Genomic DNA, 24,444 nt, shown 5'->3' on the forward strand with positions numbered 1-24,444 from the left:
CATGCCGATTCGGCATAGGGTAGGCGTTTACGGCATTAGACGTCGCTCCCTTGCATGGGAATAGTTGCGCCTTTTTTCGCCTGCCAGAGAGCCGAAACAAAGCGCTCCGGGGCACCTTATACGGGGGCAGATGCACAGACTTTTTCGCCACGAGCGTTCCAGTTCTTGCATTCGCCTGAGTCAAACGCAAGTAAGGGTAATGACATGAAGAAGGCAAAGCTAAGCCTCGCCTGGCAGATCCTCATCGGTTTGGTGTTGGGGATCGCAATCGGTGCAGTGCTCAACCATTTCAGTGCTGAAAAAGCCTGGTGGATCAGCAATGTGTTGCAGCCAGCGGGCGATATCTTTATTCGTCTGATCAAGATGATCGTGATCCCGATTGTGATTTCCTCGCTGATCGTGGGCATCGCCGGTGTNGGCGACGCGAAGAAACTCGGGCGTATCGGCCTCAAGACCATCATTTACTTCGAGATCGTCACCACCATCGCCATCGTGGTCGGTCTGGTGCTGGCCAACGTGTTCCATCCGGGCACCGGCATCGACATGAGCACCCTGGGTACGGTGGATATTTCCAAGTACCAGGCGACGGCGGCTGAGGTACAGCATGAGCATGCGTTCATCGAGACGATCCTCAACCTGATCCCGTCGAACATTTTTGCGGCGGTCGCCCGCGGCGACATGTTGCCGATCATCTTCTTCTCGGTGCTGTTCGGCCTGGGGTTGTCGAGCCTNCAACCTGAGCTGCGCGAGCCGCTGGTGACCATGTTCCAAGGCGTGTCGGAGAGCATGTTCAAAGTCACCCACATGATCATGAAGTACGCCCCGATCGGTGTATTTGCCCTGATCGCGGTGACCGTTGCCAATTTCGGCTTCGCTTCCTTGCTGCCGCTGGCCAAACTGGTGATCCTGGTTTATGTCGCCATCGCCTTCTTCGCCTTTGTGGTGCTGGGCCTGATCGCTCGCCTGTTCGGCTTCTCGGTGATCAAGCTGATGCGCATCTTCAAGGATGAGCTGGTNCTGGCCTACTCCACTGCCAGCTCCGAAACCGTGTTGCCTCGCGTGATCGAGAAGATGGAGGCGTACGGTGCGCCAAAGGCCATCTGCAGCTTCGTGGTGCCGACCGGCTACTCGTTTAACCTCGACGGTTCGACCCTGTACCAGAGCATCGCCGCCATCTTTATCGCCCAGCTGTATGGCATCGACCTGTCGATCGGCCAGCAGCTGATGCTGGTGCTGACCCTGATGGTCACCTCCAAAGGTATCGCCGGCGTGCCGGGCGTGTCCTTCGTGGTGTTGTTGGCCACACTGGGCAGCGTCGGTATTCCGCTCGAAGGCCTGGCGTTTATCGCCGGTGTCGACCGCATCATGGACATGGCGCGTACCGCACTGAACGTGATCGGTAATGCCTTGGCCGTACTGGTCATCTCCCGTTGGGAAGGCATGTACGATGACGCCAAGGGCCAACGCTACTGGAACTCGCTGCCGCACTGGCGCAGCAAGGAAAAGCTGCCGGCGGGCGAGATCTCCAGCAACTAATACAAAAACCTGTGGGAGCGGGCTTGCCCGCTCCCACAGTGGATTCGGGTCACCATCGCTCCCACAGTGGATTCGGGTCACCATCGATCCAGGTCCAACAAGCTGTACGTCATACAAACAAACCCCGGAGAAATCCGGGGTTTGTCGTTTCTGCACACCCCGTTATCATTCGCTCATTCTTCGGGGGATTCAACTGATGCTCAATGGCCTGTGGCTTGGCTTCTTTGTCGTGGCAATGGTGTCAGCACTGGTGCAGTGGCTGGTTGGCGGTAATGCCGGGATTTTTGCGGCGATGGTCGAAAGCATTTTCGCCATGGCCAAATTGTCGGTGGAAGTGATGGTGCTGCTGTTCGGCACCCTGACCTTATGGCTGGGCTTTTTGCGNATCGCCGAGAAGGCCGGGATCGTCGAATGGCTGGCCAAGGCGCTGGGCCCCTTGTTCTTGCGCCTGATGCCGGAAGTGCCAGCCGGTCACCCGGCCATCGGCTTGATCACCCTCAACTTCGCCGCCAACGGTCTGGGCCTGGACAACGCCGCTACGCCTATCGGCCTGAAAGCCATGAAGGCGTTGCAGGAACTCAACCCGATCCCGAACGTTGCGAGCAACGCGCAGATTCTGTTCCTGGTGCTTAACGCCTCCTCGCTGACGCTGTTGCCGGTGACGATCTTCATGTACCGCGCCCAGCAAGGTGCTGCGGACCCGACGTTAGTGTTCCTGCCGATCCTGTTGGCGACCAGNTGCTCGACACTGGTCGGCCTGCTGTCGGTGGCGTTCATGCAACGTCTGCGGCTGTGGGACCCTGTGGTGCTCGCGTATCTGATTCCCGGTGCCTTGGCCCTCGGTGGCTTCATGGCACTGCTGGCGACGCTCTCGGCGACCGCCCTGGCCGGCCTGTCCTCGATCCTCGGCAACCTGACGCTGTTCGGGCTGATCATGCTGTTTCTGGTGATCGGCGCATTACGCAAAGTGAAGGTCTACGAAGCGTTCGTCGAAGGCGCCAAAGAAGGCTTCGACGTGGCCAAGAACCTGCTGCCGTACCTGGTGGCGATGCTTTGCGCCGTCGGCGTACTGCGGGCGTCCGGGGCACTGGATTTTGGTCTGGACGGGATTCGGCACCTGGTGGAGTGGGCCGGTTGGGACACGCGCTTCGTCGACGCACTGCCGACGGCAATGGTCAAACCATTCTCCGGCAGTGCCGCACGGGCGCTGTTGATCGAGACCATGCAAACCAAGGGCGTGGACAGCTTCCCGGCACTGGTGGCGGCGACGATTCAAGGCAGTACGGAAACCACCTTTTATGTGTTGGCAGTGTACTTCGGTTCGGTGGGGATACAGCGGGCGCGGCATGCGGTAGGGTGTGCGTTGCTGGCTGAACTGGCCGGTGTTCTCGGCGCGATTGGCGTTTGCTACTGGTTCTTCGGTTAACCACAAAACCCTGTGGGAGCGGGCTTGCTCGCGAAAGCGGTCTGACATTCAACATTGATGTCGACTGATGTACCGCTTTCGCGAGCAAGCCCGCTCCCACAAGGGGATTTGTGTTGGCTTTAGGGGCGGGGTGGCGGGGCCACTTTCTGCCCTTGCTCCACCGCCCAAGCCACCACCTGCGCCGTCAACTGATCGCTCGCCTGGCCAAACCCGGCCACCACCGCCGGCACTTTCACATCGCTCAATGGCTGACGCACTTCAAAGCGGCGACTGGCGAGGATGCGCTGGTCATACCCGCGCACCAGCAAGGCATCCAGCCGCACGACTACGCTGGCAGCGGTGCCTTGGTACTCAGTCTGAAATGCTTGCAGACTCCCGCCCAACTCCAGATCTGCCTGGAAGTTGCTGTCATCCGTGCTCAGCAACGGCACCCGGCCGTCCCGCTGGAAACCATCCAGCAACCGATTACGCAGCAACACCGGCGCCGGATCGCTCCAGCGCGAGGCGGTGTAGCTGCTGATCAGATCACCTTGCGGGATCACGGCGATTTTCGGGCTGTTCAACGCTTCGCTGGCCTGCGGCTTGGTCAGGCGCAGCGACCAGCGTTGCGGCGTGCCGTGGCTGGCCGAAACGCTGCTCTGGGCCGACGGCAAGCGATAGACATCGGACGGCTCGGACTTGGGCAGGATCGAGCAGGAGCTGACCAACGTGAAGCTGGCGAGGAGGGCGAAGGTCGCAAGCTTCATGGCGTGAACTCCTTGTTCTTGTCATTGCCGAGCAAATAACCGCTGGGGTTGGCTTCGAGGCGGCGGGAGATGGCGCGCAACGACGTCAGGGTGTCGCGTAATTCACGCACCGCAGGCGCCAGGCCGTTGAGGCCTTGCATGCCGCTGTTCAGAGAGTTCTGATTGGTCGTGAGCAATTTATTGATGGTCGCGGTGCTTTGCTCCAGGGACTTCATTGCCTGCTCGGCGCTGCCGAAGGCCTGCTTGCCTTGCTCGTTGAGCAGGCCGTTGGCATTACGCATCAGCGCCGACGTCTGTTCCAGCATGGCGCCAGCCTGCTTGCCGACCGACGCCAGTTGTTGCATCGCCTGACGAATATCACCGCGCTGGTCGGCGATGGTGCCGGTGGTTTGTTCCAGATGTTCCAGCGTCTTGCTGATGCGCTCGACGTTCTCCGTGGAAAACATCTGGTTGGCGTTATGCATCAGTGTGTTCACACCGGCCATCAGGTCGCCGCTGTCATTGAGCAAGCGAGCGATAGGCGAGGGCGACGCGACAATCACCGGCAGGTTGCCGTCCTTGCCCTTGAGTTTCGGGCTTTGCGGGGTACCGCCGCTGAGCTGGATAATCGAGGTGCCGGTGATACCGGTCAGTGCCAGTTTGGCCTGGGTGTCTTCCTTGATCGGCGTTTGCCCGGCCAGGCGAATGCGTGCGAGAACACGGCGCGGGTCTTTCGGGTCCAGACGCAGGCTGNCCACGTCGCCGACCTTGATCCCGCTGTACTGCACGGCGCTGCCCTTGGACAAGCCACTGACCGCCTCGTTGAAGACGACTTCGTAATCCTTGAACNCGGTGTCGACGCTGGACTTGGCCAGCCACAGGCCGAACAGCATTGCGCCGACCACCACGATCACGCTAAACAGACCGATCATCACATGATGGGCTCGGGTTTCCATGTCANACCTCATTCAACTGTTGAGCGGCGGTCAGCGCCGCGCGGCCGCGAGGGCCATGGAAGTATTCGTGAATCCACGGGTCGTCGGTTTCCGAGACCTTGTCGATGGCGTCCGCCACCAGCACCTTTTTCTGCGCCAACACCGCCACCCGGTCGGTGATGGTGTAGAGCGTGTCGAGGTCATGGGTGACCAGAAACACACTCAGGCCCAAGGCATCGCGCAGGGTCAGGATCAATTGATCAAAGGCGGCGGCGCCAATCGGGTCGAGGCCGGCGGTGGGTTCGTCGAGGAACAGGATGTCCGGGTCCAACGCCAAGGCTCGTGCCAAGGCCGCGCGCTTGATCATGCCGCCGGAGAGTGAGGCCGGGTATTTGTCCGCCGCCGACAGCGGCAACCCGGCCAACGCCAGTTTCACCGCTGCCAGATGCTCGGCGTCTTCACGGCTCAGGCCGGCGTGTTCGATCAGGGGCAAGGCCACGTTCTCGGTCACGGTCAGCGAAGAGAACAGGGCGCCTTTCTGGAACAGCACGCCGAAACGCCGTTCGACCATCGAACGCTCGTGTTCGGACAGGGTCGGCAGGTTCTTGCCAAAGACCTTCACCACCCCCTCGCTGGGCTGGCGCAAGCCGACGATGCTGCGCAGCAGCACCGATTTCCCGCTGCCGGAACCGCCGACCACGGCAAGGATTTCGCCCTTATACAAATCCAGGTCGAGGTTCTCGTGCACGCTCTGGCTGCCAAAGCGGTTGCACAGGCCGCGCACTTCGATCACCGCCTCGCAGGGCGCACGGTGTAGACGACTCACCAGCCCATCTCCATGAAGAACAGCGCGGCCACGGCGTCGAGCACAATCACCACGAAAATCGACTGCACCACGCTCGACGTGGTGTGAGCGCCCACGGACTCGGCGCTGCCGCTGACCTTGAAGCCTTCGAGGCAACCGATCGCGGCGATCAGGAACGCGAAGATCGGCGCTTTGACGATCCCCACCAGAAAGTGCTGAACGCCGATATCGGTTTGCAGCAGCGACAGGAACATCGCCGGCGAGATCCCCAGCGACACGGCGCAGACCACGCCACCGCCGATGATTCCCGAGATCATCGCCAGGAAGGTCAGCATCGGCAGCGACACCAGCAGCGCCATCACGCGTGGCAGAACCAGCAACTCCATCGGGTCCAGGCCCAGGGTATGGATGGCGTCGATTTCTTCGTTGGCCTTCATCGAGCCGATCTGCGCGGTGAACGCACTGGCGGTACGACCGGCCATCAGGATCGCGGTCAGCAACACGCCAAATTCACGCAGGAAGGAGAACGCCACCAGGTCCACGGTGAAAATACTCGCGCCGAAACTCGCCAGCACCGTCGCCCCGAGAAACGCCACCACGGCACCGACCAGAAACGTCAGTAGCGCCACGATGGGCGCGGCGTCGAGGCCGGTTTGTTCGATATGCGCGACCATCGGCGTGATGCGCCAGCGCTTGGGGCGGAAGATNCCGCGCGCGATGGTTTCGAGGATCAAGCCGACGAAGCCCAGCAGTTGCAGGGTGTCCTGCCAGACGGCGTCGACTGCACGACCGATGCGGGTCAGCAGCTGAATGCCGACGCTGATCTCCGGTTCCTTGATCGGCACGCAGAAGTCGCTGAGCGAGCAATAAACCGTCTGCAACAAGGCGCGGTCGGCCGGGGACAACGTGCAATCGGGATGCTCCGCGGATCGGCCCAGACGCTCCGACCCGAGCAGTTCCACCAACAGCGACGCCCCGGCGGTATCGAGCGCACCGAGGCCATTGAGGTCGATGTGCGTGCTGTCGTCGTATTGGCCGCGGAGCTTTTCGCTCAGGTGCTTGAGATCGGCGTAGTGGGCGAGCGTCCAGTCACCCGTGACCCGCAATTGAGCAGGGGAGTGAGAGGCGTCTAGCTGGGCATTGCCGGCCATTGTGCTGCTGGTCATAAGCTCCGTGCTTGTTCGGCTATTTGCGCAGATCTACGTAATAGCACGAACCGGATTACTTTTCTTTGATCGGTGTGCTGTCCGTGACTTTGAAGCGCAGCACGCCGATGACTTGGCCGTCTTCGGTCAGCACCCGGACCTGCCATTTGCCGGCCGAATCGGCCGGGAAGTTCTGCTTGTGGGTCCAGGCGCGGTAGCCTTCCTTGCGGCCACCGTGGATGTCCAGCGGGATGCGGTCGACCTCTTTGCCGTTGAACTGCCAGACGTGATAGATCCGCTCATCGAGGCCGCGCGGGGCATTGATCGCGGTGTAGGCATACAGCCCGTCACCCCGGATCTGCTCGGCGCTGACTTCGTCCAGACTCTTGCCAGGCGTGCGGTCCTGCATTTGCGTACTGATCGCCACGTCGGTCATCCACAAAGTGGCCGGCGGCACCCACGAACGCAGCACCCAGCCGAGGGCGCCGATGCCCAGCGTGATACTCAGGATCGCCAACGCGTTGCGCACCGTGCGGATCGGGAAGATCGACGCCAAGCTCGGGAACGACAACACCACAGCAGTACCCAGCGCCAGTTTGAAACTCTGTGAAGTGGTCAGGTGCAGGATGACGGGCAGGGCGGTCAACAGCGCGGCGAACAGCGTCAGCGTGTGCAACGCCAGGAACGCCCAGCGCCGGGGCGCCAGCCATTTGTAGTAGAGCGGGTCGATGATGGAAATCAGCGCCGCCATGCTCAGCAACCCGGTGAAGAACAACTGGCCGCTGTTCCAGGTCGTGGTGATGAAAAAGAACGGCAGGACGAAAAACAGACTTTCCTGGTGGATCATCTGGGTGGCATAGCGCAGCAGCGGTTCGGGGATTTCGCGTTTGAAGAGTTTGGTGAACAACTTGGTCAGGCTGTTTTCCAGCATCAGCCAGATCCAGCTGAGCACCATGATGATGGTGATCCAGGTCGCCAGACCCTGTTGCCGATCCACCAGGATGAAGCTGCCGACCCCGGAGATAAAACCTCCGAGCGCAATGACCCCTGGATAGCGCTTCATCAATTCCAGGATGCGCTGGACGTACAGGGTCAGATTAGGCATTCGGCGGTTCGCAATAGTCGTGGGGAAAATCCTCGACAGAGTACCGCCCGGGCGCAGGCGTGGCGAGGGTGCCGATCATTTTGATCGAACACAAAACCTGGGGGTGATGATGTCCTTGTGGCGAGGGGGCTTGCCCCCGTTCGGCTGCGCAGCAGTCGTAAAAGTTATTNNTCGAACACAAAACCTGGGGGTGATGATGTCCTTGTGGCGAGGGGGCTTGCCCCCGTTCGGCTGCGCAGCAGTCGTAAAAGTTATTTTTTGCGATGGACTCGCCAAGCTAAAACTGCGAAGACAATCAGGCCAAACAGCCCGGCCATCGCCCACATCAACTGGTCATAACTCATCAACGGCTTCTCGATCCGCACATACCCCGGTTGCATGAGCAACTCGCGCATGGCCTTGTTCGCTTCTTCCAGCGTCACGCCTTGCAGCTCCCTGGCCGGGTCGGCGAAACGCCCGTCCTGGTAGTCGCCCAGCGCGCTCCAGTAGTAATCGGCCAGCGCGCTGTTGCCTTGCACGGCCCAAGCCTGGCGGGCGATGGCGGCCTTTTTGAGGCGATTGAAGGTGTCTGCGTCGAGACCGTCCTTGAGCAAATCGGCCTTCAAATCCTCCAGCACCTGCTGGGCCTTAGGCACGTCATCGCGATCAAGGTCGGCGTTCAGGCTCATGAAGCCCACCCCGCCAAACACCTCGCGCTCGGCCGAGGGGCCGTAGGACAAACCGTGCTTGAGGCGCAGTTGACGGTAGAGCGCCCAGTCCAGGTAGTCCTTGAGCAAGTCGAAGGTTTCGTCGTGCTGATCCTGCAGCACCGGTTCCGGCACCAACCAGTGCAGCTTGGCACCACCGCCGACAAAGCCGTCGCCCAGCGTTCGCTCGTGAGCAGCACTGGCCTGGATTTCCGGCAAGGGCAGGTGATCGGTAGGGTCGACCGCTTCAAGTGCGCCATACGAGCGTTCCAGATACGCCGGCAACAACTTGTCGAGCTCGCCGACCACGATCAGCGTCATGTTGTTGGGCGCATACCAAGCCTTGCGCACCGTCTCCAGTTGCTCGCGGGTCAGGTGATCGACCTCGGCCCGCTCGGGGCATCTAAGGCCCAGCTCTATCGCCAGCTGATTGCTCGCGGTGTGACCCAGGTCCTGACGATCCAGCCAACGCTGCAAGTGTGAGTAATGGCCACCGTCCTCACGCTCGACCACTTGTTTGGCGGCGTTGATGGCGTTGTCGTCGATTCGGGTCTGCGTCAGCAGCGCCAACAGCAGGTCGAGCACCTTGCGCTGGTTTTTCGCCGGGGCTTCGATGACAAANGTGGTGTCGGCGTTGCTGGTGTAGGCGTTCCACTCGCCGCCGAGCGCCTGCATGCGCTCTTCCAGGCCGCCTTCGCCCGTGGCATCGATGCCGCTGAACAACAAGTGTTCGAGCAGGTGCGGCAGCTCCTTTTCATCACAACGGAAATCATCCAGGCCCACGCCTACGACCAGGCGGATGGCCACATGCCCGCGCTCGGTGCCCGGTTTGAGCAGCAATTGCAGGCCGTTGGGCAGGGTATAGCCCTCGACCTGGAAACGATCCAGGGCAAACGAAGGGAATGAGCCGAGCAACAGACAAGCGAACAACAGACAACGCATAGCAAGCTTCCAGGCAACCAATCGGAGATCCATGCCGTCCTTCTGGCCGCTATCGCGGGCAAGCCCGCTCCCACAGTGGATCTTTGGTGTACTCGGANCACCTGTGGGAGCGGGCTTGCCCGCGATGGCGGTCTTGAGGCTGAACCAATGTAACTGACTGACCCTACCGCCAGACGTTCAAGGCGAATGCGTGATGTCAGCCATATCGTCGACCGCCAGTGCACCGGTGTCCGACGTTTCCAGCACCACATAAGCGCTGCTGCAGAACAGCGAATTCAAGCGCTTCATGTCGGCGATCAGCTCCAGGTGCAGTGAACTGGTTTCGATACTCTGCACAATCTTACGTTGCAAGCGGCTGACATGAGCATGGGCCAGGCGGCGTTCCTGCGCGCGAAAGCGACGTTTCTCACGCAGCAGCTGGCGGGCACTTTCCTTGTCGGCACTGAGGAATACCGACAAGCCCAGACGCAGGTTGGAGATCAATTGGCTGTGCAACCCGGCCAGCTCTTCCAGGCCCACTTCAGAAAACTGGCGACGCTGCGAGGTTTTCTGCTGCTGCACCTTGCGCAGCATGCGTTCGATCAAATCGCTGGCCAGCTTGAGGTTAATCGCCAGTTCGATGATTTCCGCCCAACGACGGCTGTCTTGTTCACTGAGGTCTTCGCGGGGCATTTGCGCGAGGTAGAGCTTGATCGCGCTGTAGAGTGCCTCGACATCATCNGTGAGTTTGCGCATTTCCTGGGTGATGGCGGATTGTTTGCCGCGCAGCACGTCGAGCATTGCTTCGAGCATGTTGTCGATCAGATCGCCCATGCGCAGGGTTTCTCGCGCGGCGTTGGCCAGCGCCAGGCTGGGTGTGACCAGCGCGGTCGGGTCGAGGTGTCGGGGTTTTGCCATGCCGTTGAGCTCTGGCCGCTCCGGCAGCAGCCACGCGCAAAGCCTGGCCATCGGGCCGACGCTGGGCAGCAGGATCAGGCAGCGCGCGGTGTTGTAGAGCAGGTGAAAGCCGATGACCATTTCCTGAGGGCTGAAGTCGAGGCTGTCGATCCAGTGCACCAACGGGTCCAGCACCGGAATGATCAGCAGCAGGCCGATCAGTTTGTACAGCAGGCTGCCCAAGGCAACCTGGCGACCTGCGGCGTTCTGCATGCTGGTGCTGAGGAAGGCCAGCACGCCACTGCCGATGTTGGCGCCGATCACCAGGCCGATGGCCACGTGCAGGCCGATCACACCGGCGCCGGCTAACGTTGCCGTGAGCAATACGGCGGCCAGGCTGGAGTAGGAAATCATTGCGAACAACGCGCCGACCAAGGCGTCCAGCAAGATGTCGCCAGTCAGCGAGGCAAAGATGACTTTGACGCCTTGGGCATGGGTAATCGGCCCGGCAGCTTCGACGATCAGTTGCAGGGCGAGAATGATCAGGCCCAGGCCGATCCCGACCCGTCCCATCTGGCCTGCTCGCGTCTGTTTGCGCGACAGGAAGAAAATCACCCCCAGAAAGATCAGCAGCGGCGACAGCCACGACAAGTCGAACGTCAGCACCCGCGCCATCAGCGCCGTACCAACGTCTGCCCCGAGCATGGTCGCCAGGGCGGGCGTCAGCGCCATCAGGCCCTGNCCGACAAACGAGGTCACCAGCATTGCCGTGGCGTTGCTGCTCTGCACCATGGCCGTCACCAGAATACCGGCGACAAACGCCAGCCAGCGCTTGGACATGTTCTGCCCGATGACTTGGCGCAAGTTGGAACCGTAGACCCGCAAGATGCCGGTNCGGACGATGTGCGTGCCCCAGATCAACAAGGCCACGGCAGATAACAAATTGAGCAGGGTGAGCATAAGGGCCCCCTGTGGTGGTAGCGTCCCAAAGGGACAAGTTGACGGTGCCGCGCGACGTTCTACGTTCTGTACTTAAGCTGTAGTTGGCTAACGGTCTGGGCGCCAGCATCGCATAGCTAAAGAAGTGATTGAAACAAAACTGTCATGAAAACAGGTTCATGCAGAAATGAAGAAGGGACCCGAAGGTTTCGGCCAGACAGTTGAAAAGGTGCGCGAACACAACCCCTGTGGCGAGGGAGCTTGCTCCCGCTGGCCTGCGCAGCAGTCCTAAGATCATTGGTAGTTCAATCGCTAAAGAAATCGTCGCCTAACCCTNCGTATTGCCATAAACAGGGAATGTCGAGTCTTGTGCGACTTCTCTGTATGACTTCCCGATATGAATGTTCAAAAAATCAACTGGGTGGTGAAAAGAAGTGAGACACATGAACAGCGTAAAAAATGCGGCTCTTTGCAAACACCGACGCTGCCTTCTGGCGCTACTTTTCATTCGCTGTAGTAATCCGAACCGACACTGACATCAATCAAATACTTCGCCGTTTTCGGGTTGCGCTCGTCACAGCGTGCGTAGCATTTGACGTTGAGCGCAAGACTGTATTTGTGGGGTATCAACAGCACGGCCACCACCACGTGGTCAAACAGTTCAGCCTGAAGCGTTCTTTTATCATCCTCGGTAGCGGTTTCAACCCAAGGATTTCTTTCGGCATTCCACAGTACCCAACCAGCATTTTTGAGTTGGTTCTGTAACTGATCGAGTACCACAATCAATTGGTCGAACGGCACCGTTTCAAGCATCGGAGAAGTCGTCATGGTTGAGACTTTTCCTTCATCAAATCCAATTGCACCAAACTTGGTAGTGGGCAGTGTAAAGCCATGTTCAGGATCATCAAATTGGACTACAACTGGATTGCTGATCCAAGTTGAACTCGGATGAGGTGGTTCACTTGGATAAACGGCCGTGTTTCGTTTAACTGGGAATGTGGAGTCTTTAACGAGTTCTACGTACGGCTTACCGATATGAAGGGTCAACCTTTCAATCGGGAAGTGAAAAGAGGTTAGGCATATGAACAAAAATTGCACTGAGACTTATCAGCACAACTCTATTTAAGAACCGCATCATCGAATTCCCCCGCCTTGCGAGATCTCTGTTATGGATTGCTTGATCTTCGCTCCTGAGGCAGGATCCTTCAGCAGCGCATTGAATTGGGTTGCCGCTCGTAGCACAAACTCCATGCGTTGATCTTTATCCGCCAAATTAGCCAATGGATTGCTACCAAAGGCCACTTTTCGACCGTCTGGTGCTTTGCATTGGCTTGCCAAGGTCAACTGTATTTCCTCTGCAGCTCCAGACAGCAATCCCGTGACCACAGACACGACATCACCGGCATGAGTACCACGCATCAGGAGGGCAAATTGTGTGTTGTCGTACATCGCGGGCTGCAGAATGTTCAGCTGTTCGTGACGAGCCATGAATTCGACACTTTTAGCAATATTTCCTTCATCAATGGCTCTAAATGTGTCGCTTATTTCTGAGCGCAGTACACCGAATTCCACTTTGTCGGCGATAGGCCAGAGAACTTCGTTCTTGAGTTTGTTGCGTTGAGGAAGACAACTTTGCATTTCCTTGAAACCACGCATCATAAAAAATCGATGCAACGGATAAACATCCAGAAACAGCGAGGTATTACCGAGGGCCAGCATTTCATACACGTAGTCCAACTGCTGCTGAACAGCGGAGCGGGAGTTGTCGCCGAAGGTAATATCGTCAAGGGACCGGGTTCTGCTGCTTGGCCTGATCCCACTGGTTCCAAAGCTCAGGATCCGAACGCAATTTGTTGACCACTACGCGTTCGTACAAATCCTTAGACTGGCTGTCTTTTAACGCCCGGTATGCTTTTTTTTCCGCTTCGATTCTCTGGTCTAGCGTGGTGGCATGGATCAACCCACACCCCACCTGCTTCGAAGCAAACGCCGCCAACCCCGCCCATTGAAACCGGTTATCCGCCAGCCACAATTGTGCATAGGCCGCGTTGATCTTGCGGTTACGGGCTTGCGGGTCGGCAATCAACACACCGCCCGGAGCCACCCATTCTTCGGCTTCTTTCTGAAATCTGCGCCACAGGCAGTTACAGGTCAGCAATGGCACTTCGACGCGGGTTTTCGGGTTTGGGCCGCCCGAGGTGGTTTCGCGCTTGCAAACGGGGAGTTCGCAGGTGCTGTCCCAGAGTTTCTTCATGTCCAGGTCGTCTGGGGCCATGCATTGTCCGGTCATTTCATTCTTCCTTGAGGCGTCAGACAGTCCAGCGGACTACGGCGAGGTCAGGCTGCAGGGTAGCGACGCTTTGGGTCATGCCCTCAGCGTTGGTCTGGCCTTTGACGATGCGGCCTTCGGCGGTTTCAATTTCGTAGTCCTGTTGGGCAATCGGTTCGCCATTGCCGGCGCTGACGGCTTTGAACTCGACCAAGGGCTGACCAATGATCGGCATGGGCGGAATGAATGGCGTGGGGGTATGAGACCTGCCGATGATGACGTTGCCGGAGCCGCCAATTACCACACCGCCATGGCTGGTGGTGCTATCGAGCGTCATGGCGTTCAGGCCGTTGATGAACACGGTTGAAGAAAATCCGCCGTTCAGGACCTGGCCGCAGGTGCATTTGTCGCTGACCCGAGCGGCCGCAAGGCCGTTGAAGAACACATCGGGAGACCCGCTGGCAATCGGGTTGGTGCCGTGGCCGGGAAGGGGACAGGTGGTCGGGTCCGTGAGGCGTGCAGCCGGTTTTCCAGACATATGCATTCCTTGTCATTGTCGTTTGAAGCGAGCGGGGGACGCTAACCACCTGAGCTCGGTGCGTCAACTTTTGAACACGCCTTCGTGAAGAATGCGCAATCGAGTGCTGGATAACCTCGATCCGCCAGGCTAATCACAGNGCAAAAAAATGTGGGAGCGGGCTTGCTCGCGAAAGCGGTGTATCAGNCAACANNNANGNTGACTGACCCACCGCCTTCGCGAGCAAGCCCGCTCCCACANTAAAAAGGGGCTTATAAAAGCCCCTTTTTGTCTGGCTCGGGCTTATTGACCCGGAATGTCCTTGCGCAGTTTCACCGGGTCCTGTTGTTTCTTCTTCTTCGCGATCGAGGTGCGCATCTTGATGTTGATCGCTTCCACCGCCAGCGAGAACGCCATGGCGAAGTAGACGTAGCCTTTTGGCACGTGAACGTCGAAGGATTCAGCAATCAGCACTGTACCGACGATCAGCAGGAACGACAGCGCGAGCATTTTCAGCGACGGGTGCTTGTCGATGAATTCGCTGATGGTGCCGGCAGCCAGCATCATCACCAGTACGGCGACGATGATCGCGGCGACCATGACGGGTACATGGGAAACCATGCCCACCGCCGTGATGACCGAGTCCAGGGAGAACACGATGTCGATGATCGCGATCTGGATGATGGTGTAGATGAACTTGCCACCNNNGCCGCCGGGCTCATCGTGGGTTTCGTCTTCACCTTCCAGTGCGTGNTACATCTCNTGGGAGCTTTTCCACAGCAGGAACAGGCCACCGAAGAACAGAATCAGGTCGCGACCGGAAATGCCTTGGCCGAAGACCACGAACAGGTCGGCGGTCAATTGCATGACCCACGTAATCGACAGCAGCAACAGGATTCGCGTCACCATGGCCAGGGCCAGGCCGAAGATCCGAGTGCGCGCCTGCATGTGCTTGGGCATGCGGCTGACCAGGATCGAAATCATGATGATGTTATCGATGCCCAGGACGATTTCGAGGGCGGTCAGGGTAAAGAAGGCAACCCAGATTTCAGGGTTGGTCAGCCATTCCATGTGTATTCCTTTGAGCGAGTGTTAAACCACAAAAGGCCCGGGCTTCAAACAGCGAAGCCTGGACCCTTTGTGGTGAGTCTTGGGCTTATAGAGTGCTGAACAGCGGAAAAATCCCCATCAGCAATGCGGCTACCAGTATGCACATGCACACCAGCACTGCCCATTTCAGGGTAAAGCGCTGGTGATCACCAAAATCAATACCGGCCAGGGCCACCAACAAGTAGGTCGATGGTACCAGCGGGCTCAACAAGTGGACGGGCTGACCGACGATCGAGGCACGTGCCATTTCAACCGCGGTTATACCGTAATGACTGGCTGCTTCGGCAAGTACTGGTAACACGCCGTAATAAAATGCGTCGTTCGACATGAAGAACGTGAACGGCATGCTCACCAGCGCGGTGATGACGGCCAAGTACGGGCCGAGGAAATCAGGAATNACCGCCAGCAAGCTCTTGGACATAGCATCGACCATGCCGGTGCCGGACAGAATGCCGGTGAAGATGCCCGCCGCGAAGATCAAACCGACCACCGCCAGCACGCTACCGGCGTGAGCGGCGACGCGATCCTTCTGCTGTTGCAGGCAAGGGTAGTTGACGATCATCGCGATACTGAACGCCACCATGAACAGCACCGGCAGCGGCAACAGGCCGGCGATCAGGGTGCACATCAGGGCGAAGGTCAGGGCGCCGTTGAACCAGATCAGCTTTGGACGGCGGGCGTCCGGGAATTGCGACACGCTGATTTCACTGTGGTCGATTTCATCGCCCACCAGATGCAGTTCACCCAGTCGCGCTCGCTCGCGTTTGCCGTAGAAGTAGGCAATCGCCAGGATTGCCACCACGCCGAACGCCATCGCCGGAATCATCGGTACGAAAATGTCGGACGGGTCCACGTGCAGCGCACTCGCCGCGCGGGCAGTCGGGCCGCCCCAGGGCGTCATATTCATCACGCCGCCGGCGAGGATGATCAGGCCGGCCATGATGCGTGGGCTCATGCCGATACGCTGGTACAGCGGCAGCATGGCTGCCACGCAGATCATGTAGGTGGTGGCGCCGTCACCGTCGAGGGAGACGACCAGGGCCAGCACAGCGGTGCCGACCGACACTTTCAGCGGGTCGCCCTTGACCATCTTGAGGATCTTGCGCACGGCCGGGTCGAACAGGCCGGAGTCGATCATCAGGGCAAAGTAGAGGATGGCGAACATCAGCATCACGCCGGTCGGCGCAAGCTTGGTAATGCCTTCGAGCATCATCGGGCCTATTTTCGGCGCAAAACCACCGAACAGGGCGAAGACGATAGGAATGATGATCAGGGCGATCAGCGCAGACAGGCGCTTGGTCATGATCAGGAACATGAACGTGATGACCATGGCAAAGCCAAGGAAAGTCAGCATAGGAATACTCCAGGCGTAGCGCGGCTAGGGAATGGCGAACCGGTTGGGGTCAGCGCAGAACGGGAAGCACGAGGCGTACGGGCGGAGTTGCAGCGAAGCGGCGGGTAGCAGAGGACATCAGAATCACCATTGTTGTTGTTAAATGGGCTGTGCGAGCGATAAAACACTGGCATTGGCCGACCGGTCTTTTGCCGGCAGTGGGGGCGATCCTAATCGGGGAAGCTTTCACCCAGCTTTCGCTGATGAAAGCATTGACCGGATGTGTGACCGGTCGTCGGACTGGGGCAGGGAGTTAAACCGAGTTAAGGCCATCGCGAGCAGTCCATACGCATCAGGAGGAAAGGTTCGTCGGACTGGGGCAGGGAGTTAAACCGAGTTAAGGCCATCGCGAGCAGTCCATACGCATCAGGAGGAAAGGTCATGAGCGACATTCACACCGGCGGCTGTCACTGCGGACACCTGCGCTATCAATTCAGCGGACCTTTGCACGACATCGCCCACTGCCACTGCTCAATCTGCCGACGGGTCAGCGGCGGGATCGTGACGACCTGGATCACCGTGCCCGCATCGGCCTTTAAATGGCGGAAAGGGACGCCGGCGCAGTACGAATCTTCAACCACCTGCGTGCGCTATTTCTGCCCGAACTGTGGGGCGCAACTGGCGCTGATGACGCACCTCAGCCCCGAGAGTATCGACGTGACCATCGCCACCCTCGATCACCCGGAGCAGGCCCCCGCCGAGCGACACATCTGGACGGACAGCCAATTGCCTTGGCTGCACCTGGACGAGCATTTACCGGGTGAAGCCGAAGAAAGCCTCTGATCAAAAAATAGACAGATCCAGCGGCCGGGTCGCGCCCATCCAGATCGCGTGCTCGGTGTGGTCCAGCAAGTCATCGCCGGTTTCAGGGTGCAGAAACACCACCAACCCCTCGCGATGCAACGCCAGCCACGGCAGCACTTCGCCGATCAGCTCCGGCCCGAACGCCAATTGGCAACTCCAGTCCGGGTGCGGACCCACGGGGCGTTCATGCACGCGCCCCATTTTCAGCGGGAACACCTGCGCGGCGTGCTCACACAGCGCTCGCGCCTGATCAATGCTCGTGGCGTCGAAATAGACATGGGCGTGGTAACCCTTGATCTGTTGCATCTGAAACCCTCAAAAACCCAGTCGAACCCTCACCGATTCCTACAGGTCACACGCCATATAGAACAAGGAATCCCATCCATGAAAAATGCCGAAACCCCGGTGGTGAAAGTGGTGCTCTATGGTGCCATGAGTAGCCTCGGCAGTGCGCTGATGGCTGAAATGCTGCGGCGCCAACATGAAGTGATCGCAATTCTGGATGACCTGACGGCGCTCCCACCGCGCCCGGGATTGCGCACCAAGACCGGCGATCTGTTCGAGTCTGACCGCGTCAAGCAAAGCGTGGCGGGCAGTTCGGTGGTCATTTGCCTGCTGGACGCACCGGGATTGCCATTCAACAGCGAATATGTGGAAAAAACCATCGTGCCCGGTCCGGTCGAGCAGGTATTGGCCGTGGATGCGCTGATCGCGGGCATGCAGGCAGCGGGCATTGCCCGGTTGTTCCTGGTGGGGGATTTCGCCGAACTCGACGAAACGGAGGCGGACGCGCTGGATCTCCTTCAGCGGCACGCCGCCGAGGAAATCCTTGATGCGCTGCAAAGCAGTGCCTTGCACTGGACCCTGGTGAATGCGCCTCGCGGCGTGCCGGGGCTGACGATCGAACATTTCAGCCATGTGAGCAGCAGCCTTGAACCGGGCCTGGCCGAACCGCTTGAACGGTTGAACCGCGTGGCGGTGGGGATTGCCGATGAGCTGCAGCTCAATCTTCACGTTCGCGAGCATGTGACCTTCGTTTCGACCGACCCTACACCGCGATAGACGGCAGCGGTAAACCATTCAGCGATTGGGCGCTGCTGGCCTGCTCAGCCATCAGCCATCAGCCAGTCCACAAACTGTTGAATCAATACCCCACGCCGTTTTCGCTGGGGCAGCACCACGTAATAGCCGAGCCTGGAAATCACCGTGTCGGCAATCGGTCGACACAACAAACCCTGCGCCAGCAAGTTATCCACAAGGTGTCGCCAACCAATTGCCACGCCCTGACCACCAATCGCCGCTTGAATCAGCAGCGTGTAATTGTCGAAGCGCAATTGCCCGGGGGCCGGGGGCGATGTGATCCCCAACTCGCGAAAGACGCCGCTCCAGTCGAACCAGTTGCTGCTGTTTTCGCCGCGCAGGTGCAGCAACGGGAATTCGAGCAATGACTGGGCCGGCAAGGGCAGGGGACGGTCCTTCAACAACAGCGGGCTGCACACCGGAAACACTTCTTCGCTGAACAGCCAATGGCTTTCGCCCTGCTTAAAGCGGCCATCCCCAAACAACACCGCCACATCAATATCGGCGCGCAACATGTTGTGATTGCGCTCGCTGGTGACCAGGCTGACGTCGACTTGGGGATTGGCTTTATGAAAGCGGTGCAATCGGGGCATCAGCCAATACGCGGCAAAGGCGAAATCCGTAGCAACCTGCAAGACCTCATGTTGATGCTGTGCACTGATCGCGCTCAATCCGGCATCGATATTCTGCAAACCGAGCTGAACCTGCTCGAAAAGAATGCTCCCCGCCTCAGTCAGCTCGATGCCACGATAAATGCGATCAAACAAGCGCGCCGTGAGTTGTTCTTCAAGCCGTTTGATCTGCTGGCTGACGGCGGGCTGCGTGGTGCCCAGCTCTACCGCCGCGGCGGTAAAACTGCGATGACGGGCCGCCGCTTCAAACGCCCGCAGCAGGTCCAGCGACAAATTTCCAAGGGCGTCATACATAAGCGCTACTTATCCTAGTCATTGCCGTGCATGGGCTTTACCACAAAGTTCATGGACTCCATGCTCGATCGCAGCACTCTCGCATAAATATTCACTATGGAATGCCGCGATCACATGAAGCGCAAGAATATTCTTTTCATCATGGCCGATCAGATGGCCGCGCCAATGTTTCCGTTCTACGGTCCCTCGCCGATCAAATTACCCAATCTCAGCCGCCTCGCCGCCGAAGGCGTGGTGTTCGACGCCGCTTATTGCAACAGCCCACTGTGCGCGCCGTCGCGTTTTACCCTGGTCAGCGGNCAGTTGCCGAGCAAGATCGGCGCCTACGACAACGCGGCGGATTTCCCCGCCGATGTGCCGACTTACGCCCATTACTTGCGTCGCCTGGGCTACCGCACCGCGCTGTCCGGCAAGATGCACTTCTGCGGGCCAGACCAACTGCACGGTTACGAAGAACGCCTGACCAGCGACATCTACCCCGCCGACTATGGCTGGGCGGTGAATTGGGATGAACCGGACGTGCGCCCCACCTGGTATCACAACATGTCCTCGGTGCTGCAAGCCGGGCCGTGCGTGCGCACCAACCAGCTGGATTTCGACGAAGAGGTGGTGTTCAAGGCCCAACAGTATTTGTTCGACCATATCCGTGAAGACGGCGACCAGCCGTTCTGCCTGACCGTGTCGATGACTCACCCACACGACCCGTACACCATTCCCAAGGCGTTCTGGGACCTGTACGACGACAGCGACATCCCATTGCCTACGACGCCAGCCCAGGTCGACCTCGACCCGCACTCCCAGCGCCTGCTCAAGGTGTATGACCTGTGGGACAAGCCGCTGCCGCTGGACAAGATCCGCGATGCCCGCCGCGCCTACTTCGGCGCGTGCAGCTACATCGACAGCAACGTCGGCAAACTCCTGCAGACGCTGGAAGACACCGGCCTGGCCGATGACACCATCATCATCTTCTCCGGCGACCACGGCGACATGCTCGGCGAGCGCGGCCTCTGGTACAAAATGCACTGGTTTGAAATGGCCGCCCGCGTGCCGCTGCTGGTAAGTGCACCGGGACAATTTGGCGCAGTCAGGGTCAGTGCTGCCGTTTCCACCGCTGACCTGCTGCCCACCTTCGTCGAACTGGCCGGCGGATCACTGGAGCCGGGCTTGCCGCTGGACGGTCGTTCGCTGGTCTCGCATCTGCAGGGGCGGGGCGGGCACGACGAAGTGTTCGGCGAATACATGGCCGAAGGCACCATCAGCCCGCTGATGATGATTCGCCGTGGCGCTTACAAGTTCATCTACAGCGAAGACGACCCTTGTCTACTGTTCGATGTGCACAACGACCCGCGCGAACAGGAAGAACTCAGCCAATCGCCGGAACACCGGCCACTGTTCGAGGAATTTCTGGCTGAAGCACGGGCCAAATGGGACATACCGGCGATCCACCAACAGGTGCTCGCCAGCCAACGNCGTCGGCGGCTNGTCGCCGAGGCGCTGACCCAGGGCAAGCTGAAGAGCTGGGACCACCAGCCACTGGTAGACGCCAGTCAGCAATACATGCGCAACCATATCGACCTCGACGATCTGGAGCGCAAGGCACGTTATCCACAACCCTGCCAAAACCAATAAAACTAAGGGGAAGTCCATGCAAAAGTTATCCACAGTACTGACGGTCGGGCTACTGGCTCTGGGCAGTGCATCGGCCTTTGCCGATCAGAGCTGCGACACGGTAAAAATGGCCGATCCGGGCTGGAGCGACATCGCCGCCACCAATGCCATCACCGGTTTTCTGTTGAACGGCATGGGCTACAAGGCCAAAGTCGACACCCTGGCGGTGCCGATTACGTTTGGCGGGCTCAAGGACGGCCAGGTGGATGTGTTCCTGGGTAACTGGATGCCGGCGCAGCAGGGCTTCTATGACAAGTTCGTGGCCACGGGNGATGTCACCCAACTGGCGAAGAACCTCGACGGCACCGAATTCACCCTGGCGGTCCCGGATTACGTGTGGGACGCGGGTGTGCATAACTTTGCCGACCTGAATAAATACGCCGACAAGTTCGACAAGAAGATCTACGGCATCGGTTCAGGCGCCCCAGCGAACATCTCGCTGCAAGAGATCATCAAGAAGAACGACTTCGACATGGGCCAGTGGAAACTGGTCGANTCNAGNGAGCAGGCGATGCTTGCTGAGGTATCACGCGCGGTGAAGAAACAGCGTTTCGTCACCTTCCTCGGCTGGACGCCGCACCCGATGAACGTGCAGTTGAAAATGCATTACCTCAAGGGTGGCGAGAAGTATTTCGGCGACACCGGCAGCGTTCATACACTCACCCGCAAAGGTTATGCACAGGCCTGTCCGAACGTCGGCAAACTGCTCACCAACCTGAGTTTCACCCAGGAGATGGAGAACAGCATCATGGCCGAGGTGGTGAACAAAAAAGTCAGCAATGCCGATGCGGCCAAGGCGTGGATCAAGGCCAATCCTGCCGTGCTGGATAAATGGCTGGATGGCGTGAAGACCGTGGACGGGAAGGATGCGTTGGGGGCAGTGAAAGCGAAGCTTTGATCGAGTAGTGCTGGATTCTGTGTCTGGCTTAGGATGGGCAGCGAAGCAGCCCTAAAAATCTGCGGGCGCTTCGCTCCCGAGGTGAGGGGTGGATTCATCTGACACTCCTCACACCCTGATACCCTTGCGCAAAACCCAACCCGAGAGGACCCATGGCCTTCCCCAGCCGCCATTCACTCTTTCCCTTCCTTTCCTGGTTGCCCCGGCAAACCCGCGCCAGCGTCGGGCGTGACCTGATCGTTGGCCTCAGCGGCGCCATTCTTGCGCTGCCGCAATCCATTGCCTACGCACTGATCGCGGGTCTTCCGCCGGAATACGGCCTGTACGCCGCGATCATTCCGGTGCTGATCGCTTGCCTCTGGGGTTCGTCGTGGCATCTGATCTGTGGTCCTACGGCGGCGATTTCCATCGTCCTGTATGCCAGCGTCAGTCCTCTGGCCGTCCCCGCGTCAGAGGACTACGTCACCCTGATCCTGCTTCTGACACTGCTCGCCGGCATTTTCCAGTGGCTGCTTGGTTTGTTGCGCTTCGGCGCCCTGGTGAATTTCGTTTCTCACTCGGTGGTGCTGGGCTTCACCCTCGGCGCGGCGGTGGTGATTGCCATCGGCCAGTTGCCGAACCTTCTGGGGCTGGACCTGCCCAATCAGTCCACCGCGCTGGACAGCTTTTTGATGGTGTTCAAACACCTCGGTGAAGTGGATAAACCCTCGCTGGTGTTGGGGCTGACCACCGTCGCGGTGGGCGTGGTCCTGAAATTACTGCTGCCACGCTGGCCGACGCTCTTGATCACCTTGGCGCTGAGCGGACTGCTGGTGTGGTTCTGGCCGTCGATGTTTGGCCATGTGAAATTGGTCAGCGCATTCGTCGGACGGCTGCCGCCCTTTAGTCCGCTGCCGCTGGACCTGGATCTGATCCTGCGCCTGCTGCCCAGCGCCGTGGCGGTGGGCATGCTGGGGCTGGTGACGAGCCTGTCGATTGCCCGCTCGCTGTCGGCGCGCTCGCAGCAGTTACTCGACGCCAATCAGGAAGTCCGCGCCCAGGGTTTTTCGAACATGGTCGGTGCGTTTTTTTCCGGCTCGCTGTCAGCCGGTTCGTTTACCCGTTCGGGCCTGAGCTACGAGGCGGGTGCCTGCTCACCGTTGGCCGGGGTATTTTCAGCGCTGTGGGTGGCGCTGTTCGCCATCTTCGGCGCGGCGTTGATCGCGCACATTCCGATCCCGGCCATGGCGGGCAGCATTCTGTTGATCGCTTGGGGATTGGTGGACCATCGCGGCATTCGCGCGCTGTTGCGGGTCAGCCGCGCTGAGTTCCTGGTCATGGCGCTGACCTGTGTCGCAACGCTGCTGCTGGAGTTGCAGACCGCGATCTATGCCGGGGTGCTGGCTTCGCTGTTCTTTTACCTCAAGCGCACCTCGCAACCCCGCGTGCAGCATTGGCGCGAAGGCGATGAAGACATTCTGCGGGTCGGCGGGTCGATCTTTTTCGGCGCCAGCCATTACCTGCAAGTGCGCCTGCAAAGCCTGCAAGGCGAGCGGGTGGTGATCGAGGCGCAGCAGATCAACTTNATCGACTATTCAGGGGTGGAAATGCTGCATCAGGAAGCGCGGCGGTTGCTTAAGCAGGATCGCAGCCTGACCCTGCGGCGTGCGCGGCCGCAGGTGGTGGAGGAGTTGCGCAAGCTTGAAGGCGCGGAGAAATGCCCGATCCGATTCGAAGATTGACACCACCCCCGTCTGATCACTGCGAACAGACTGTAGGAGCCAGCTTGCTGGCGATTCAACGATAACGCGGTGTACCTGATACACCGCGGCGCCCACATCGCCAGCAAGCCGGCTCCTACAGGGCTAGTTGGCGGCGGAGTTCGGCCAGCACCGGCACCGTATCCGGCCGCACACCGCGCCACAGGAAAAACGCTTCCGCCGCTTGTTCAGCGAGCATTCCCAAGCCGTCCATCGACACCGCCGCACCGTGCTCACTGGCCCAGCGGCAGAACGAGGTCGGCTCCTTGNCGTACATCATGTCGTAGCAGAAGGTCTTGCCCGGCTCGATCAGGCTGCCGGCAATCGGCGGTACATCGCCTGACAGGCTGGCGGACGTGGCNTTGATGATCAGGTCCACCGACTCCTGCAGCCAGTCAAAACCACTGGCCGACACAGGCCCCAGGTCCGAGAACAATTCCGCCAGCAACTCGGCTTTCTCAACGGTGCGGTTGGCAATAATGACCGAAGCGGGTTGCTCGGCCAGCAACGGCTCCAGTGCACCGCGCACCGCGCCGCCGGCACCGAGCAGCAGGATGCGCTTGCCCTTGAGGCTGAAACCGGCGTTGACCGTCAGGTCCCGCACCAGCCCGGCACCGTCGGTGTTGTCGCCCAGCAGGCTGCCATCAGCGAGTTTGCTCAGGGTGTTCACCGCGCCGGCCCGCTGCGCCCGCGCCGTCAGACCGTCGGCCAGGCGATAAGCCTCTTCCTTGAACGGTACCGTCACATTCGCCCCGCGACCTTCGAGGAAAAACGCAAGGGCGAAGTCAGAAAAGTCGTCGAGTGGCGCCAGCGAGGTGCTGTAGTCCAGTTGCTGACCGGTNTGCTCGGCNAACANACGGTGGATCAGCGGCGACTTGCTGTGGCCAATCGGGTTACCGAATACGACGTAACGGTCCATC

General features: G+C 59.4%; 20 protein-coding genes and 2 pseudogenes. 7 read left to right on the forward strand and 15 right to left on the reverse strand.

Going from position 1 to position 24,444, the window contains the following annotated elements; translation table 11 throughout:
* Positions 1–204 precede the first annotated feature (204 nt).
* Both gltP and B7L09_RS17020 read left to right on the forward strand, forming a co-directional pair.
* The gene (gene gltP, locus B7L09_RS17015) at positions 205–1,536 is read left to right on the forward strand and encodes a glutamate/aspartate:proton symporter GltP (RefSeq protein WP_094469818.1); all 1,332 of its coding nucleotides are present in this window, start codon (positions 205–207) and stop codon (positions 1,534–1,536) included.
* Between the two features lie 196 nt (positions 1,537–1,732).
* Positions 1,733–2,962, forward strand: a complete 1,230-nt coding sequence (locus B7L09_RS17020; protein WP_094469819.1) for a nucleoside recognition domain-containing protein — start codon at positions 1,733–1,735, stop codon at positions 2,960–2,962.
* Positions 2,963–3,081: 119 nt separating this feature from the next.
* On the opposite strand, the gene B7L09_RS17025 is transcribed toward B7L09_RS17020, so the two are convergent.
* The 12 genes and pseudogenes from B7L09_RS17025 to B7L09_RS17080 form a co-directional block, all read right to left on the reverse strand.
* Positions 3,082–3,708 carry an ABC-type transport auxiliary lipoprotein family protein gene (locus B7L09_RS17025; RefSeq protein ID WP_094469820.1) on the reverse strand — a complete coding sequence of 209 codons (627 nt, stop codon included), beginning with the start codon at positions 3,706–3,708 and terminating at the stop codon, positions 3,082–3,084.
* The gene (locus B7L09_RS17030; protein WP_094469821.1) at positions 3,705–4,643 is read right to left on the reverse strand and encodes an MlaD family protein; all 939 of its coding nucleotides are present in this window, start codon (positions 4,641–4,643) and stop codon (positions 3,705–3,707) included. The genes B7L09_RS17025 and B7L09_RS17030 overlap by 4 nt, the downstream gene beginning before the upstream one ends.
* A 1-nt stretch (position 4,644) precedes the next feature.
* The gene (locus tag B7L09_RS17035) at positions 4,645–5,448 is read right to left on the reverse strand and encodes an ABC transporter ATP-binding protein (RefSeq protein WP_094469822.1); all 804 of its coding nucleotides are present in this window, start codon (positions 5,446–5,448) and stop codon (positions 4,645–4,647) included.
* Positions 5,445–6,593 carry an ABC transporter permease gene (locus tag B7L09_RS17040; protein ID WP_094469823.1) on the reverse strand — a complete coding sequence of 383 codons (1,149 nt, stop codon included), beginning with the start codon at positions 6,591–6,593 and terminating at the stop codon, positions 5,445–5,447. Before B7L09_RS17040 ends, B7L09_RS17035 begins: the two co-directional genes overlap by 4 nt.
* A 55-nt stretch (positions 6,594–6,648) precedes the next feature.
* Positions 6,649–7,677 carry a DUF5924 family protein gene (locus B7L09_RS17045; RefSeq protein WP_094469824.1) on the reverse strand — a complete coding sequence of 343 codons (1,029 nt, stop codon included), beginning with the start codon at positions 7,675–7,677 and terminating at the stop codon, positions 6,649–6,651.
* 251 nt (positions 7,678–7,928) lie between these two features.
* Positions 7,929–9,305, reverse strand: a complete 1,377-nt coding sequence (locus B7L09_RS17050; RefSeq protein ID WP_094469825.1) for a M16 family metallopeptidase — start codon at positions 9,303–9,305, stop codon at positions 7,929–7,931.
* Between the two features lie 177 nt (positions 9,306–9,482).
* A complete protein-coding gene (locus tag B7L09_RS17055) occupies positions 9,483–11,141 on the reverse strand; it encodes a Na/Pi cotransporter family protein (RefSeq protein ID WP_094469826.1) in 1,659 nt (552 codons plus the stop codon).
* A gap of 483 nt (positions 11,142–11,624) precedes the next feature.
* Positions 11,625–12,167 carry a hypothetical protein gene (locus tag B7L09_RS17060; protein WP_255142122.1) on the reverse strand — a complete coding sequence of 181 codons (543 nt, stop codon included), beginning with the start codon at positions 12,165–12,167 and terminating at the stop codon, positions 11,625–11,627.
* Between the two features lie 87 nt (positions 12,168–12,254).
* Positions 12,255–13,410: pseudogene (locus tag B7L09_RS32875) on the reverse strand (DUF2515 family protein).
* 19 nt (positions 13,411–13,429) lie between these two features.
* Positions 13,430–13,927 carry a PAAR domain-containing protein gene (locus B7L09_RS17070; protein ID WP_094469827.1) on the reverse strand — a complete coding sequence of 166 codons (498 nt, stop codon included), beginning with the start codon at positions 13,925–13,927 and terminating at the stop codon, positions 13,430–13,432.
* Positions 13,928–14,209: 282 nt separating this feature from the next.
* On the reverse strand, positions 14,210–14,977 hold the full coding sequence (locus B7L09_RS17075) for a TerC family protein (protein WP_094469828.1): 768 nt from the start codon (positions 14,975–14,977) through the stop codon (positions 14,210–14,212).
* A gap of 85 nt (positions 14,978–15,062) precedes the next feature.
* Entirely contained in the window at positions 15,063–16,370 is a 1,308-nt protein-coding gene (locus tag B7L09_RS17080; RefSeq protein WP_094469829.1) for a CitMHS family transporter, read from the reverse strand.
* A gap of 420 nt (positions 16,371–16,790) precedes the next feature.
* Between B7L09_RS17080 and B7L09_RS17085 the strand changes: the two genes are divergently transcribed.
* Positions 16,791–17,192, forward strand: a complete 402-nt coding sequence (locus B7L09_RS17085) for a GFA family protein (RefSeq protein ID WP_094469830.1) — start codon at positions 16,791–16,793, stop codon at positions 17,190–17,192.
* Here the strand turns inward: B7L09_RS17085 and B7L09_RS17090 are convergent, their stop codons facing one another.
* Positions 17,193–17,519 carry a DOPA 4,5-dioxygenase family protein gene (locus B7L09_RS17090; protein WP_094469831.1) on the reverse strand — a complete coding sequence of 109 codons (327 nt, stop codon included), beginning with the start codon at positions 17,517–17,519 and terminating at the stop codon, positions 17,193–17,195.
* 78 nt (positions 17,520–17,597) lie between these two features.
* Between B7L09_RS17090 and B7L09_RS17095 the strand changes: the two genes are divergently transcribed.
* The gene (locus B7L09_RS17095; RefSeq protein WP_094469832.1) at positions 17,598–18,275 is read left to right on the forward strand and encodes an NAD(P)-dependent oxidoreductase; all 678 of its coding nucleotides are present in this window, start codon (positions 17,598–17,600) and stop codon (positions 18,273–18,275) included.
* Here B7L09_RS17095 and B7L09_RS17100 read toward each other — a convergent pair.
* Positions 18,262–19,219, reverse strand: a pseudogene (locus tag B7L09_RS17100) (choline sulfate utilization transcriptional regulator). The gene B7L09_RS17095 and the pseudogene B7L09_RS17100 sit on opposite strands and share 14 nt — an antisense overlap.
* Positions 19,220–19,333: 114 nt before the next feature.
* Between B7L09_RS17100 and betC the strand changes: the two are divergent.
* The 3 genes from betC (at position 19,334) to B7L09_RS17115 (ending at position 23,506) form a co-directional block, all read left to right on the forward strand.
* Positions 19,334–20,848 (forward strand): choline-sulfatase, encoded by a 1,515-nt coding sequence (betC, locus tag B7L09_RS17105; RefSeq protein ID WP_094469833.1) that lies wholly within the window; start codon positions 19,334–19,336, stop codon positions 20,846–20,848.
* Between the two features lie 16 nt (positions 20,849–20,864).
* Positions 20,865–21,785 (forward strand): choline ABC transporter substrate-binding protein, encoded by a 921-nt coding sequence (gene choX / locus B7L09_RS17110; RefSeq protein WP_094469834.1) that lies wholly within the window; start codon positions 20,865–20,867, stop codon positions 21,783–21,785.
* A 152-nt stretch (positions 21,786–21,937) separates the two neighbouring features.
* A complete protein-coding gene (locus B7L09_RS17115; RefSeq protein WP_094469835.1) occupies positions 21,938–23,506 on the forward strand; it encodes a SulP family inorganic anion transporter in 1,569 nt (522 codons plus the stop codon).
* A 115-nt stretch (positions 23,507–23,621) separates the two neighbouring features.
* Here B7L09_RS17115 and aroE read toward each other — a convergent pair whose 3' ends face one another.
* Positions 23,622–24,443 carry a shikimate dehydrogenase gene (aroE, locus tag B7L09_RS17120; protein ID WP_094469836.1) on the reverse strand — a complete coding sequence of 274 codons (822 nt, stop codon included), beginning with the start codon at positions 24,441–24,443 and terminating at the stop codon, positions 23,622–23,624.
* Position 24,444 lies beyond the last annotated feature (1 nt).

The organism is Pseudomonas mandelii (genome assembly GCF_002251635.1).
GTDB lineage: Bacteria > Pseudomonadota > Gammaproteobacteria > Pseudomonadales > Pseudomonadaceae > Aquipseudomonas > Aquipseudomonas mandelii_B.